General features: G+C 67.2%; 13 protein-coding genes. All 13 read left to right on the top strand.

Annotation, left to right across the window (positions count from 1 at the left end; all coding sequences use genetic code 11):
- Window positions 1-4: 4 nt before the first annotated feature.
- Entirely contained in the window at window positions 5-721 is a 717-nt protein-coding gene (locus tag ABIC94_RS21420) for a 4'-phosphopantetheinyl transferase family protein (protein ID WP_354374995.1), read from the top strand.
- Window positions 718-1,536, top strand: coding sequence for an alpha/beta fold hydrolase (locus ABIC94_RS21415; protein ID WP_354374994.1), 819 nt, complete (start codon window positions 718-720; stop codon window positions 1,534-1,536). The genes ABIC94_RS21420 and ABIC94_RS21415 overlap by 4 nt, the downstream gene beginning before the upstream one ends.
- Window positions 1,529-2,458 (top strand): hypothetical protein, encoded by a 930-nt coding sequence (locus ABIC94_RS21410; protein WP_354374992.1) that lies wholly within the window; start codon window positions 1,529-1,531, stop codon window positions 2,456-2,458. Before ABIC94_RS21415 ends, ABIC94_RS21410 begins: the two co-directional genes overlap by 8 nt.
- Window positions 2,459-2,508: 50 nt before the next feature.
- Window positions 2,509-3,699 (top strand): polysaccharide biosynthesis/export family protein, encoded by a 1,191-nt coding sequence (locus tag ABIC94_RS21405; RefSeq protein WP_354374991.1) that lies wholly within the window; start codon window positions 2,509-2,511, stop codon window positions 3,697-3,699.
- A gap of 40 nt (window positions 3,700-3,739) precedes the next feature.
- Window positions 3,740-6,049: a polysaccharide biosynthesis tyrosine autokinase gene (locus tag ABIC94_RS21400; RefSeq protein ID WP_436318070.1), complete on the top strand. Its 2,310-nt coding sequence runs from the start codon at window positions 3,740-3,742 to the stop codon at window positions 6,047-6,049.
- The gene (locus ABIC94_RS21395; RefSeq protein ID WP_354374989.1) at window positions 6,046-6,708 is read left to right on the top strand and encodes a sugar transferase; all 663 of its coding nucleotides are present in this window, start codon (window positions 6,046-6,048) and stop codon (window positions 6,706-6,708) included. The genes ABIC94_RS21400 and ABIC94_RS21395 overlap by 4 nt, the downstream gene beginning before the upstream one ends.
- Window positions 6,709-6,773: 65 nt before the next feature.
- Entirely contained in the window at window positions 6,774-7,751 is a 978-nt protein-coding gene (locus ABIC94_RS21390; protein WP_354374988.1) for a GDP-L-fucose synthase family protein, read from the top strand.
- A gap of 35 nt (window positions 7,752-7,786) precedes the next feature.
- Window positions 7,787-9,115 (top strand): hypothetical protein, encoded by a 1,329-nt coding sequence (locus ABIC94_RS21385; RefSeq protein WP_354374987.1) that lies wholly within the window; start codon window positions 7,787-7,789, stop codon window positions 9,113-9,115.
- A 9-nt stretch (window positions 9,116-9,124) separates the two neighbouring features.
- A complete protein-coding gene (locus tag ABIC94_RS21380; protein ID WP_354374986.1) occupies window positions 9,125-10,222 on the top strand; it encodes a glycosyltransferase in 1,098 nt (365 codons plus the stop codon).
- A complete protein-coding gene (locus ABIC94_RS21375; protein ID WP_354374985.1) occupies window positions 10,219-11,151 on the top strand; it encodes a hypothetical protein in 933 nt (310 codons plus the stop codon). The genes ABIC94_RS21380 and ABIC94_RS21375 overlap by 4 nt, the downstream gene beginning before the upstream one ends.
- A 76-nt stretch (window positions 11,152-11,227) precedes the next feature.
- Window positions 11,228-12,160: a hypothetical protein gene (locus ABIC94_RS21370; protein WP_354374984.1), complete on the top strand. Its 933-nt coding sequence runs from the start codon at window positions 11,228-11,230 to the stop codon at window positions 12,158-12,160.
- Between the two features lie 27 nt (window positions 12,161-12,187).
- The gene (locus ABIC94_RS21365; RefSeq protein WP_354374983.1) at window positions 12,188-13,453 is read left to right on the top strand and encodes an oligosaccharide flippase family protein; all 1,266 of its coding nucleotides are present in this window, start codon (window positions 12,188-12,190) and stop codon (window positions 13,451-13,453) included.
- Window positions 13,450-14,733, top strand: coding sequence for a glycosyltransferase WbuB (locus ABIC94_RS21360; RefSeq protein WP_354374982.1), 1,284 nt, complete (start codon window positions 13,450-13,452; stop codon window positions 14,731-14,733). Before ABIC94_RS21365 ends, ABIC94_RS21360 begins: the two co-directional genes overlap by 4 nt.
- The last annotated feature ends 86 nt before the right edge of the window (window positions 14,734-14,819 follow it).

Genomic DNA, 14,819 nt, shown 5'->3' with positions numbered 1-14,819 from the left:
CATCATGGGACACGCGGCTTTTGCCCTTTCTTCAGTCGACGCGCCGGTCTGCCGGTATCTCGACCTGGATGACTGCGCCGGTCCCGGCGCCGCGCTGATCCTCTCCAGGGAGGAGCAGGCACGCGCCGGACAGTTCCGGTTCCCCCTCGACCGGACGCGCTTCGTGGCTGCGCATGCCGCTCTGCGGTACGCACTGGCCGAGCAGACCGGCGGGCGCGCCGATGCGCTGCGCTTTACCCACAGCGCATTCGGCAAGCCTTCGCTGCTGGGCTGGCCGCGCGTTCATTTTTCGCTGAGCCACAGCCAGGGGCTGGGCCTGATCGCCATCGGCGGGCGCGGTCCGCTGGGCGTGGATGTGGAGCAACTGCGCCCGGTGCCCGATGCACTGGCGCTCGCCGCAACGCATTTCACGCGCCTGGAGAACGAAGCGCTGGCCGCCCTGCCCGCCAACGAGCGCGACCGCGCCTTCCTTACCTGCTGGACGCGCAAGGAAGCCTGCCTCAAGGCCATCGGCCTCGGGCTGATCGTGCCTCCGGAGCGCTTCGAGGTGGGGGTGGAGGCGGACTGCCGCAGCGTCGAGGTGCCGGTCGCCGGCCGCATTCTGTGGCTGGTGCTGCAACCCGCGCCTTCCCGCATGGACAGCGTGGGATCGATCGCGGAATGGCGCCAGACGCACAACCGCGCCAGCGTGCCGAGCGGGGCAACGGAGAGCTTTGCATGACCCCCTATCCATTCTTGTTCGGCCCCGCTTCACGGCAGATCTTCGGCCTGTTCCACGCGGCCGAAGAAGCGCAGCCCGGAAACACCGCGGTGCTCGTCTGCCCGCCTTTCGGGCAGGAAGGCATGCGCACCCACCGCTTCTTCAAGGTGCTGGCCGAGCGCCTCGCGCGCACGGGCATCGCCACCTTGCGCTTCGACTTCTACGGCACGGGCGACTCGCCGGGCGACGAGGAAGACGGCGAGCTCGACGGCTGGCGGCGCGACCTGTGCTCGGCGCATGAAGAACTGCGCCGGCGGGCACCGGCAAGCCGCATCGTCTGGGTCGGTGCGCGGCTCGGCGCCACCCTGGCTGTGCTGGCGGCGCGCAACGGGCGCTGCGACCCGGCGCGGCTGGTGCTGTGGGAGCCGGTCATCGACGGCCGGCGCTATGCGCGCCTGCTGCGCGAACAGCATGTGGCCGCCATCGACACGACCTTCTGCATTCCCGACCTGGCGTGGCGCCGCAGCCTCTTGCGAGAGCCCGATGCAATGCCCGAGGAGGCGCTGGGCACGTCGCTCTCGCCCACGCTGCGCGCGCAGCTCGCCGCGCTCATGCCCGAATCGCTCCCGCTCACAGCCCTGCACGACACGCTGGTGCTGACAGGGTCCGACGACGAGCAGACCGCGCAATGGGCGGCCGAGCAGCAGTCGCGCTACATGCCGGTGCGGCTCGCCTACTTCGAGCACCGACTCGACTGGACGTCCGATCCCTATCCCAACAGCGCCATGGTCCCGGCCGACGCGCTCAACCGCCTGCAGGGGGCTCTCCATGAATGACATGACACACAACCCGGTCCGGTTCGGCTCCGGCAACTCGCTGGTCGGCACGGTCACCAGCCCCTCGCTCCAGATGCCCGCCACCGTTGCCTGCCTGATGTTCAACATGGGCGCCAACCATCGCATCGGGCCGCGCCGCATCAACGTCAAGCTGGCGCATGTGCTGGCCGCCCGCGGCGTGTGCAGCTTGCACTTCGACCTGGGCGGCGTCGGGGACAGCGACGCATCCGACTTCGCGCACGACCTGCAGACCCGCGCGATGCATGACCTGCAGGCCGGCATGGACCTGCTCGAAAGTACGCTGGGCATCCGGCAGTTCGTGATCGTGGCCATGTGCTCGGGCGTGGAGCACGCCATGTCGGTGGCCGAGGCGGACACGCGCGTGGTCGCGCTTTCGCTGTTCGACGGCTTCGCGTTCCCCGAACGGCGCGCCCGCTGGGAGCGCACGGTGCGGCGTGCCATTGCGGCGCCCGCGCATCCGGCCTTCGCGGGCAAGGCCAAGCGTTGGCTTCAGCGGCATTTCCTGCGCAGCTATTCGACCAAGGCGCTGCCCGGCTTCTTCACGGAAAGAAAGGCGCCCGAGGTCAATGCCGTCTGGTTCGGCGCCACCATGAAACGACTGGTCGAGCGGAAGGTGGCGGTGCAGCTGCTGTATTCGGGCTCGCTGCATGTCTCGGACCACGGCCGCGACCAGCTCGGCCCGTTCCGGCGCGAACCGTTCACGCAAGCCCTGCAGTACGAGTTCATGCGCGAACTCGACCACACGTTCTGCACGGCAAAGGGGCAGCAGCTTTTCCTCCAGTCGGTCGGCGACTGGGTGACCGCATGCGCCTGGGGCGCCGGCACGGAACGCCGCAACGCCGCCAGCCCCGCAACAGCCGCCGCCGAGCGCCCGCTGCGCGGCGCTTACGTCCCGCAGTGAACTCATTCCAGGACTTACAGGACCCCACCCCAACGAGCAAAGGACACCCCATGGCACACCTCGACTCAGCCAGTTCCTCGCGCGGCGCACCCGTTGCACCCGCGTCCACCCAAGCTCCGGCCCGTGCGCGCATTCGACGCCGGATCGGATCGGTGGCCTTGCTCGTGCTGCCGCTGTGCCTGGGTGGCTGCGGAATTCCCGGTTTCGGAACGCCCTCCACCGGGGGCTGGAGCTCGTCCCATGCCGAAGGCGAGCCGAAGATCGTCGCCATCACGCCCGAGCTGATCCGCACGCGCGCCGCGCAGGAACCGCAGGGCGTGCCGGCGGACGTGCAGAAGCTCTTCGGCAAGGCACCGGCCTACACGATCGCTCCGGGCGACGTGATCGGCATCGTGGTGTACCGCCATCCGGAGCTGATGCCCAATGCGGGCGCGGTCATCTCGCAGCAGTCGGACCCGACGGGCGTGAGCGTGGCGCCCGGTTTCATCGTCGATGGACAGGGCGAGATCAGCTTTCCCTACATCGGGCGCACGAAGGTCGAGGGCATGACGGAGAGCGCCGCCTCCCAACTGATCACGCGCCGGATCTCTCCCTTCGTCAAAGACCCGCTGGTCAGCGTCAGGATCCAGTCGTTTCGCAGCCGGCGCGTTTATGTGGAAGGAGAGGTTCGCACGCCGGGCTTGCAGATCTTCACCGACGTGCCGATGACGCTGGCCGAAGCGCTCAACCGCGCCGGCAGCATCACCCCCGTCGCCGACCGCTCGCGCGTGAACCTGACGCGTGGCGAACGCACGTTGACCATCGATCTGCCGCTGCTGCAGCGCTACGGCTACGACGCAAGCCGCATCCCGCTGCAGAGCGGCGACATCGTGAACGTGGGCACGCGGGAAGACAGCCGCGTGTATGTGATGGGCGAGATCCGCAACCCCTCGGCCCTGCTGATGCGCAACGGCCGGCTGAGCCTGAACGAGGCGCTGGGCGATGCGGGCGGCCCCGATCTGCTGACCTCGTCGACCGGCCAGATCTACGTGGTGCGCAACTCGCGCGGCGACGTGCCCGAGGTGTACCACCTCGACGCGAAGAACCCCGTGGCGCTGGCGCTGGCCGACCGCTTCCCGCTGCAGCCGCGCGACGTCGTCTACATCGACCCCGTGCCGCTGGTGCGATGGAACCGCGTCATCAGCCTGATTCTTCCCGCCGCGCAGGTCGTGAACCTCGGCGGCACGGCAAGCCGCCGCTGAACCCTCCCTCCCCGTCCAGGCAACCCAAAAAGGTGAACTCATGAATGCGCACTGGCAACCCATGGTTACCGCCCCAACAGATGCGGCGCCGGCTTCCGAGCAGCCTCCTTCAAGACTGCGGGAGCATGTCGACCTGCTGATCGACAACCGATGGAAGATCGCGAAGTTCACCGCGGTGGCGCTGCTGATCGGCGCGGCCTACGCGATGTTCGGGCCGCGCGTGTACGAAGCCAACGTACTCATCCAGGTCGAGGACCCCGAGCGCTCGGGCGGCACGCTGGTCGGCGATTCCGCAAGCAGTGCGCTGAACGCCAAGACGCCGACGGCGGGCGAGGCCGAGATCCTGAAGTCGCGCCTCGTGCTCGGACAGGCCATCGAGAACACCAAGCTCTACATCGAAGCCGAGCCGCTTTATGTGCCGATCGTCGGCCCCTGGCTGGCACGCCGCGCGAAGACACTCTCCGAGCCCGGCTTCGCGGGCCTTTCGGGCTACGTGAGCGGCAATGAGCGGATCGTGGTCGCGCAATTGGACGTGCCGACGGATCTGGAAGGCACGCGCTTCCTGCTGACCACGGGCGCGAACGGCGCCTACACGCTGACGCACCCCAAGCTGGATGCGCCGATCGAAGGCAAGGTCGGCACGCTGCTCGACGCCGAAACCCCGCTCGGCCCGGTGCACCTGCTGGTGGGCTCCGTCTCGGGGCTGCCGGGCGCCGCCTTCTCGCTGGTGCGCCAATCCAAGCAGCTCACCCTGCTCGAGTTGCAGAAGGACCTGCGCGTGATCGAAAAAGGCAAGCAGTCCTCGGTCATGGACGTGAGCTGGCAAACCGGCAACCGAACGCAGCTGGCCAACCTGCTCAACGAAGTCGCACGGCTGTATGTCCGCGTGAACATCGACCAGAAGACGGCGCAGGCGCAGCGCGCGCTCAACTTCCTGGGCAGCGAGCTGCCCAAGTTCAAGCAGCAGCTGGAAGACTCCGAAGAGGTCTACAACCAGTACCGCAACCGCAACGGAACGATCAGCCTCGACGACGAGGCGCGCAACGCGCTGTCGCAAAACATCGAGCTGCAGACAAAGCTCTTCGATGCGACCCAGAAGCGGCTCGAGCTCACCGAGCGCTTCACCGCCAGGGACCCGAGCGTCATGACCATCGACGCGCAGATCGCCTCGCTGAAGAGGGCGCTCGGCGGCGTGGAACAGCGCATCCGCCGCATGCCGATGATGCAGCAGGACTCGCTGCGCATGCAGCGGGACATCAAGGTCAACACCGACCTCTACGTGTCGCTGCTCAACAGCTCGCTGCAGATGCGGCTCGCGAAGGAAGGGCGCATTGGCAACGTGCGCGTGCTCGACCAGGCGCTGACGCCTGAAAAGCAGATCCGGCCCAAGACCTCGATCACCATGGCGCTTGCGCTGCTGGCCGGCCTGTTCCTCGGCGCGGCCTCCACCTTCCTGCGCAGGTCATGGCGCAACACCATCGCCAGCCCGGCGGAGATCGAAACCCACACCGGCCTGGACGTGTACAGCACCGTCACGCTGAGCGACCAGCAGCGCCATCTCGACCGCGCCGTGCTCCACGGCAAGCCCGGCGTGCACCTGCTGGCGGCGGCGCATCCGGACGACCCGGCGCTCGAGGGCTTGCGGCGGCTGCGCACCGCACTGAAGTTCGCGATGCCGCGCGCGCTGAACAACCGGATCATGATTTCGAGCGCCACGCCCGGCGCCGGCAAGACCTTCGTCTCGGCCAACCTTGCGGCGGTGCTTGCTTCGAGCGGGCGGTGCGTACTGTTGATCGATGCCGACCTGCGGCGCAGCAGCGTGGCACCCCGCTTCGGACTGAAGCGCAATGGCGGGCTCTCGGAGCTGATCCAGGGCTCCATCGAACTCGACAATGCCATCCACAAGGGGGTTCTGCCGCATCTCGACGTGATGACGACAGGCGCGCTGCCGGTCGACCCGGCGGGCCTTCTCACGAGCGACGCTTTCGCCCGGGTGCTCGAGAAGGTTTCGGCGCGCTACGACATGGTGATTGTCGACACGCCGCCCACGCTGCTCGCCTCGGAAACGGTCGAGATGGCGACTTGCATGGGCACCCTGCTGATGGTCGCGCGTGCCGGCGACAACGAACTGGGCGACCTGACCGAGAGCGTGAAGCAGCTTCGGCATGCCGGCGTGCATTTCCAGGGCGTGGTGCTGAATGCGCTGGACACCCGCCAGCGCTATTACGGCAGCCTCGCCTACCGGTACGGCGCCTACCGGCTGCGGGTGCACGACTACCCGACCGTGGTCGCGGAACTGCCCCGCCCCGCAACCGTGGCTGCGACGGCGAGCGAGGGAGCGGCAGCGTGAACACCTTGCCATCCAATGCTCCCGTTCAGTGGGCGGGCAATTCGCGGTTGCTGATGGCCACCAAGCGCGGCGCGGACATCGTGATGGCATGCGGCTTCTTCCTGTTCCTGGGGTGGGCCTATGCGCTCGTATGGCTCGGCGTGCTGCTGACGTCGGGCGGCCCGGCGATCTACAGGCAGCCGCGCTACGGCCGGGACGGGCGCGTCTTCAGCTTCTACAAGTTCCGCTCGATGGTGCCCGACGCCGATGCGGTGCTGGCACGCCATCTGCGCGAGAACGAAGCCGCGCGCCGGCAATGGGCGATGTACCAGAAGCTCGACCACGACCCGCGCATCACGCCCTTCGGCGCATTCCTGCGCAAATACAGCCTCGACGAACTGCCGCAGTTCTGGAACGTGCTCAAGGGTGACATGAGCATGGTCGGCCCGCGCCCCTGCATGTTCTCCCAGAAGGACCTGTACGGCGTCTATTGGCCCCACTACTGCTCCGTGCGGCCCGGCATCACCGGCCTGTGGCAGGTGAGCGGGCGCAGCGAGGTGAGCTACCGGCGCCGCGCGGCCATGGACGCCGACTACGTCGCCACGCTGTCCCTGCGCCAGGACATCGCAATCCTGCTGAAGACCTTCCTGGTGGTCGCCGGCGCAAAAGGGTCCGGCTAGGCGCCGAGGTCCGTGCATTCCTTTTTCCCGGCATCTCAATCCTCAACCTTCAACCGAAAGAATATATGCGTATATACGTTGCTGGTCATCGTGGCATGGTGGGTCAGTCGCTCATGAAGCGCCTGCGGGGCCTCGGGCACGAGGTCGTCACGCGCGGCCGTGAGGAGCTCGATCTTCTCGACCAGGAGGCAGTCCGCCGGTTCTTCGCCACCGAGCAGATCGACCAGGTCTATCTCGCGGCGGCAAGGGTCGGCGGCATCCACGCCAACATGACTTACCCGGCGGAGTTCATCTACCAGAACCTCCTGATCGCCGCCAATGTCACGCACCAGGCGTTCCTTGCGAACGTCAGGCGTCTCCTGTTCCTCGGCTCGAGCTGCATCTACCCGCGGCTTGCCGAGCAGCCCATCCACGAAGATGCGCTGCTCAGCGGCAAGCTCGAGCCGACGAACGAACCCTATGCAATCGCCAAGATTGCAGGCATCAAGCTGTGCGAGAGCTACAACCGGCAGTACGGCGCCTCCCACGGCATCGACTACCGCAGCGTGATGCCGACCAACCTGTACGGGCCCGGCGACAACTACCACGCGCAGAACAGCCACGTGGTGCCGGCCCTCGTCAGGCGCTTTCACCTGGCCAAGATGGAGAACGCGCCCGAGGTGGTGATCTGGGGCACCGGCCGCGCGCGGCGCGAGTTTCTCTACGTCGACGACATGACCGACGGCTGCATTGCGGTGATGGACATGACGCGCGAAAGCTACGAGCAGCACACCACGCCCATGTGCGCGCACATCAATCTCGGCACGGGTGAAGACCTGTCGATCGGCGAACTGGCGGGGTTGATCGGCGATGTCGTCGGCTACCGCGGCCGAATCTGCTTCGACACCTCCCAGCCGGACGGCGCGCCCAGAAAGCTGCTCGACGTTTCGTGTGCCGCCGCCATCGGGTGGCACGCCACGGTGCCGCTCGAAGAAGGCCTGCGCCGCACCTATGCGGCCTATCAGGAGGCGATCCGTCCGGTCCAAGAGATCGCCCACGCCTGAGCCGAAAGCCCACACCCCGACCGACAAGGCCCATCATGAGAACACTCTGCTTCTGGTTCGGCGTCGCGGCTGCGTTCGCATGCGCCCAGGTAGATCCGGTCTGGGGCTACGCGGCGGTGTGCGTGCTCTCGCTGGTGCAGCTTGCGATGCTCGGCGCCCCGGGAAAGAGCACGTTCCTGCTGATTCACTACACCGCGATCCTCACGTACTTCTCGGTGGCGCCGGCCATGCAGATCGCCGCCGACGTCTCGTTCTGGGACACGGGCGTCATCGGCGCAGGGGCGCACACGCAAGCCATCACGCTGCTGCTGCTGTACATGGCGGGCGTGGAGGCCGCCCGGTTCGGCATGCATGAGGCGGCGCCCCCCGCCTTCACGCGCGGGATCGGGGTCCCCGAGACGCAGATCGCCGGCGTTGCGCACCCCGTGCTGCTGCTGCTGAGCGGCACGGTCGCAGCGTTCGCGTCGCTGTTCATCCGTCCCGAGCTGAACTTCATCGCGCGCGGCCTGCCGGACGAGGGGTCGAACCTTCCCGTCGATTTCATCATCTATTCGACGCTGCCGAAACTGATCGTGCTGATGTGCTTCGTGGCGCTGGCCATCCACGCGTACCGCCGCCGGACGATCTGGTCGTGGTGTGCCGCGGGTTTTGCGCTGGTGCTGGCCGGCATTGCGGCCTACCCGGTCAACACGCCGCGGCAGATCCTGCTGATCGGCCTCCTGCCGCTTCTCATCTACGGCCTCGGCGTGAAGCGCCGCTGGCTGATGGCGATGCTGATCTTCGGCGCCATCGCAGGCCTTGGCCCGGTGCTGAACCTGGTGTCGCGCGGGAGCTTCTGGGGCGAGTCGCTCACCACGTTCCCCTACAGCCAGGACTTCGACGCCATGTTCATCGTGGCCGGACTGCTGGAGCGCGCGCCCGAACCCGAGCTCGGCCTCGGTCGCTATCTGTTGTCGGCCTTCTCCTTCGTGCTGCCGCGGAGCCTGAAGATGTTTCCGGAATTCGATCCGCTCGGATGGCCGGCGGTTCTGGGCAACTTCTCGCAGAGCAACCTCTCGCTGCCGCCCTTTACCACTGCGTACTTCGACTTCGGACTGGTGGGCCCCGTGATGCTGGGCGTCGCGATCTCGGCCTTGTTCCGCATGCTCGACAAGGTGGTTCAACCGCATGCCGCGCTGTCGGGCTCCTATCTCAGCGCGCTGGTGCTGATGGCCGCCTACGTGCCGTTCATGCGAGGGCCGATTCTGGGATGGGGCCCGTTCGCGGCCTCGGGGCTGATTGCGGCGGTTTTTGCCGGGCTGCTGAGTTCGCGGTTTCGCCAGCCGCGCCGCGGGCCGGCGATGTACGCCCAAGGCACGACGTGAGGTTTCACCATGTACAAATACCTTTTTTACGACTCGATCAGCCTCAACAGGGGCGCGGGCGGTGTGCTGAACGTGTCCGATCTTCTGCTGCGCAGGATGCGCATGTGCAAGGGCGACCACATCCAGCCGATCAGCGAGCGGCACCCGGGCATCTACGCCGCCGCGCAGCGCCTGAAGATCAGCCGGTTCCTCCTGGAAATAGTGCTCTACAACTATCACCGGCTGCGGGCGCTGGTGTCCGGCGAGACGGTGTTCTCGCTGTTTCCCAACTACTTCCTGCCGTTCACGCTTTTCGGGCGCCACCGCGATTCGATCGTGGTCATCCACGACCTGCAGTACAAGGCCTACCCGCAGTATTTCAGCCGCACCAAGCGCTTGTGGCTCGACTGGTGCCTGCGGCGCGTGGCGCGCAGCGCGGCCGATGTGGTGTTCATCAGCAGAAGCAGCCAGCAGGATTTTGAACGGTACTTCGGACGCTGCGAGCACCCCACCGTCATCTTCAACCCGGTGGATGCAACGCGCTCGCCCGGCCCGCCGGGCCCGGTCAAGCCGGCACGCGCGGCGGCCATCGGCGAGCGCTACCTCATCGCCTCGTACCACTACTACCCGCACAAGAACTTCGACGGCACGCTGAAGCTGTTCGAGCGCATGAAGCGCGAGGGCCTGGTCGACTGGCTGGACGTTACCGGCAACGGCGCGGCGGAAGTGAAGCGAATGGCCGCCCAAATGGGCCCCGCCATCAGCGGCTGCGTGCGCCACAGGGGCTTGGTCTCGCGCAAGGAGCTGTCGCAGCTGTACTGCGGCGCGGCCGCCTTCATTTCGCTGTCGGCCTTCGAGGGCTTCAACCTCTCCGCCGCCGAGGCGGCCACGCTGGGCGTGCCGCTGCTGCTGTCGGACATTCCGGTGCACAGGGAACTTTTCGGCGACTACGCCTTCTTCGTCGGCAACGGCTCCAGCGGCCTCGACGGGTTGTCGCGCTACCTGGCCGAGCACCGCTCCAAGCAGCCGGCCTGGCCGCTTGCCGAGGCCTGCGCGCCGGGCACGGTGGCAAGGCGCTACCTCACGCTCAAGCATGAAGCCGTTTCGCTCGCGGGGGCCATGCAATGACCTGGCTTGCAGGCGCTCTTCGGCGGGTTGTCCCGGCATGGCTGCTGTGCGCGGCTTGCGCGGCATCGGCCGCTCCGCCGGTGACGGGCTTCGGCGTGATGGTGCATTACCTGCCCGACAAGCAATCCATCGCCGATGTGGCGCGCTTCGATGCCGACGCGCTTGCCGCGTCGCTCGCCCGCATGCGGGCCTCCTACCTCATCCTGACGCTCGGCCAGAACAACGGCCAGTTCATCGCGCCCAATGCCGCGCTGGAGCTGCTGTGCCCGGGCAGCATCGAGAACCGGCCGCCGCGCGACCTGCCGATGGAGATCGGCCGCGCCCTGCAGCGCCGGGGCATTGCGCTGATGCTCTACCTGCCCTTCCGCGCGCCGCAGGGCGACGCTTATCTGATGGATTGCCTGGGCGATGTCTCGGAGCAGAAGCCGCCGCCCGCGCGCTTCATCGCGGGATGGACCGCGGTGATTCGCGAATGGTCGGAGCACTACGGCGCGCTCGCCAAGGGCTGGTGGTTCGACGGTGTCTACAACACGAAGGACATGTCGGCGGAAGACTGGAACGGGCTCTGCGCCGCCGCGCGCACCGGCGCGCCGAAGCGGTGGCTCGCCTTCAACGCCGGCGAAGGTCCGCAGCGCTTCAGCGCCAAGGCCGCGCCGTGCCAGAACCTCATGGCGGGGGAGCTCCTGCAGCCCCCGGCGCCTTCCGCCGCCTTGGCATCGGGCCTGGCGTTCCATGTGCTCACACCGCTCGGGGCGTCTTGGGCCCAGCCGACGCCGCCGCGCTTCACGGCCGCCCAGGTGCGCGACTGGATTGCCGACGCGAAAGCGCGCGGGGGGCTGTTCACGCTCGACCTGCCATTGGACGCGGACTTGCGCCTTCTACCCACGCACGTCGCGCTGGTGCGCAGCGCCACCGCGCCGCGGCCCTGAGCGCCGCTTGCTCCTTGCTCCTTATTGCTCCTTGTTGCCCTCGCACCAACCAACCCACGCCATTCGTCCACACCCCATGACCAACGCTCTCGCATTCATCGTGGTGGAAGACCGCCAGAACAAGACCCTGCTGCTTTGCCGCGAGTCCGCGGCCTTGGCGCAGGAGCACCTCGTCGTGCTGGCGGGCACCGACGCCGGCCCCGACTACGAGCGCCTGTGCAACAACTATGTGCACCTGTCGAGCAACCCGCCGGAGTTCGAAAAGATCTGCTTCCGGCGTTATTTCCTGCTGGCCGAATACCTCAAGGCGCATCCCGAATGCCGCGAGTTCGTGCTGATCGACAGCGATGTGCTGCTGTTTCGCGGCGCTGGCACGCACATCCGCCGCGTGGCGGGAAAGGCGGATTTTTCCGGCTCGTACATGCGCCCGCGCGACGGCTGGGATCCTTGCCAGATATCGCCGCACGTCAGCTACTGGACCGCCACGGGCCTTCAGCGCTTCATCGCGTTCGTGCTCAACACCTACGCCACCCCCGCGGGCCGCAGAAAGCTGCGCTCGATTGCGGCCCGGTTCGCAGCCAGGGGCGTGCGCGGCGGGGTGTCGGACATGACCCTGCTCCACCTCTGGGCCCAGGCGAGCGGAAACGCCGACCCCATCAACCGGGTGTTCTGCGGACGGGTGATCGACCACAACATCAACGGCGGCCACAACCTGCTTGTGAACGAATTCCAGGTTCGGGGCGGCGCCAAGCGCATCGTGTACGTCGACGGTCGGCCCAGCCTGGTCACGCCCGCCGGCGAGATGGTGCACGTGATGGCGCTGCACTTCCAGGGCAGCGCCAAGATGGCCATGCCGCATGTGCTGCACGGCCGCGTGCGCACGGTCGCAGTGCTGACGTATGCGCTGCAGGTGGCACGCCGGGCCAAGAACTGGGCATTCGTCAGCGGTCTGCTCGTGCAGCGCGCCGTGAGCGGGGGCCGCTTCGCGGGCGCCTCGGCGCCGAAATAACACGCGCAGCACCAAGAGGCGCACGCCATGAACCCGCTCAACTGGCCCCTTGCCCTGACGGGCGTTCGCACGGTGCAGATCCGGGGCCTGGGTGCGCTGGCTTCGCGGCTCTATGCCTACCTGTCGGGCTTCCTGGCTGTGTTTCTCATGGCGGCGTATGTCTCGCCCGCGGAGTTCGGCAAATACTCGATCTACCAGTCGGTGCTGGAAGCGGCGTTGGTCGTCGGAACGCTGGGCAGCTCGCTGCTGTTTTCACGCGAAGCCGCCAGCGTGCCTCCGGGCGTACGCCGCGGCGACGTGTTCCGCACGCTGGCCATCGGGCTCCCGCTGGCCACGCTGCTGATCGCCGTCATCCTGAAGATCCAGCACCTGCCCGTGGCCGGCGTGCCCTTTGCGCTCGTGGTGGCCTCGCTGGCGGTCTTCTCGTTCATCAGCCTGCGCCTTTCGTACAGCCGGGGCCTGGGCTACGCCGGGTTGCTCAACCTGGAAACGGGCATCCGCTCGACCATTCTGGTGCTGGGCGTTGCGGCTCTGGCCGTGCTGGGGTTGGACCTGGATGCATGGCACCTGCTGCTCATCAACCTGATGGCCTTCGTGCTCGTGGGCGCGGCCAGCATGCGCACCGGTTGGGCCGCGGGCCCGCCGCGCGGCCAACCCGCGCTCGAGCTCGCGTCGCAGGGCAGCGCCACCGCCTATTCGCTGCTGATGTTCCTGCTGCGCAAGTCGGACCTGCTGGTGGTGGCCTTCTTCATGCCGCTCGGATACGTGGGCGCCTTCAAGGTCGCCTTTCTGCTGGCAGAGGCGCCGTCGCAGTTCGTGCAGGCCTTTCTCTACACCAAGACACGCGCCATGCTCGGCACCAATGCCGGCGACCTCGATGCTTCGACGCTGCGGTTGGCCAGGCAATCGTTTCTGCTGGGTTGCGTGCTCTTCGCCGGGCTTGCTGCGCTGGTCACCGTTGCCGCGCCGCTGCTGAAGGTCGGCCGCGAAGCGCTCGAGATCTTCCTGTGCATTGCGCCCTACTTCCTGCTGCGCACCTACACGATCCATCACGAGATGCTGCTCGCGCTCAAGAGCCCGATGAGCGTGCTCGGCGGCTGGGCACTGCTCGAAGTGGTGCTGCGGCTGCTGTCGTACGGCGTGGTGGTGGCGGTCTTTCCCGGCAAGCCGCACTACGTTTTCTTCATCGCCTTCGTTTCCGACTTTCTTCTCTACGAGGTGCGAATGCGCGCGCTGTTCGGCTTCTACCCGATCGTGCGGCTGGTCCGCGGTTCCTTTGAAAGGTCGTCGTGAAAATTCTGCTCTATTCGATGAACTTCACACCCGAGCTCGTCGGCATCGGCAAGTACTCGGGCGAGATGGCGCAGTGGCTGCACGCAAAAGGCCATGACGTGCGCGTGATTGCGTCGCCGCCTTTCTTTCCGAACTGGGCGCCGTTCGAAGGATATTCGGCCTGGGCCTACCGCAAGACGGACTGGAACGGCATCACCGTCTGGCGCGCGCCGACCTGGGTGCCCGCGCGGCCGCGGGCGCTCGCGCGCCTGGCGCATCTGTTCTCGTTCATGGTGTCGAGCATGCCCTTGCTCTTCGCGCAGATCCGCTGGAAGCCGGACCTGGTCTTCGTCGTGGAGCCGCCCCTTTTTTGCGCGCCGGCCGTGCTCTTCTTCTCACGGATGCTCGGCATCAAGTCGTGGCTGCACATCCAGGACTACGAGGTGGACGCCGCCTTCGGAATGAGGCTGGTGCGCGGCGTGCGGCTGCGGCGCTTCGCGCTCTCGGTGGAGAGCTGGCTCCTGAGCCGGTTCAACCGGGTGTCGACCATCTCCAGCGCCATGCTCGACAAGGCAAAGAACAAGGGTATCGACGAAACCCGGCTGGTGCTGCTGCCCAACTGGGTGGACGCACGCTTGATCTTTCCGCAATCTGCGGCTGCATCGGTGGCAGGCCAGCCCACGAACGGCTACCGAGGCATGCTCGGTATTGCCGCAGACGAGGTGGTGGTGCTCTACGCGGGCAGCCTGGGCGCCAAGCAGGGCATCGAGCTGCTGGCCGATGCGGCGCACCGCCTGGTCGCGGCGGCGCATATCCACTTCGTCTTCTGCGGCAACGGCCCGAGCCGCGAGCCGCTGAAGGCCGCCTGCGCGAACCTGCCGCGCGTCCACTTCATCGACCTGCAGCCTGCAGAGAGGCTCAACGAACTGCTGGGCATGGCGGACATCCACGTGCTGCCGCAGCGTGCCGACGCCGCGGACCTGGTGATGCCCTCGAAGCTGGCCGGCATGCTCGCGAGCGGCAAGGCCGTGATCGTGACGGCCCATGCGGGCACCGAGCTGAGCAACGTGGTGTCCGGCCGCGGCATGGTGGTTGCACCCGGCGACGCGGACGCATTGGCCGAAGCGATCGCGCAGCTCGCGATGTCTCGCCCGCAACGCGAAGCAATGGGGGCGGCCGCCCGCTCGTTCGCGGAGACCGAACTGGACCGCAACGCCATTCTCCAGCGCCTGGAGCGCGAGTTGCTGCGCTGCGTGGCCGAGCCGCTTGCGGTTCCCGCCCCCACCGGATCCAGGCCATGACTTTTTCAAAGCTGCCTGCCAAGGCTCCCAAAGTGCCAGCCCCAGAGGGCCGGCGTATCTCGACGCAAACGTGAAACCTCCTCCAA

Source organism: Variovorax paradoxus (assembly GCF_040544635.1).
GTDB classification, from domain to species: domain Bacteria; phylum Pseudomonadota; class Gammaproteobacteria; order Burkholderiales; family Burkholderiaceae_C; genus Variovorax; species Variovorax paradoxus_R.
The sequence above is the reverse complement of the archived record's forward strand: the minus strand, read 5'-3'. Positions and strand labels throughout refer to the sequence as shown.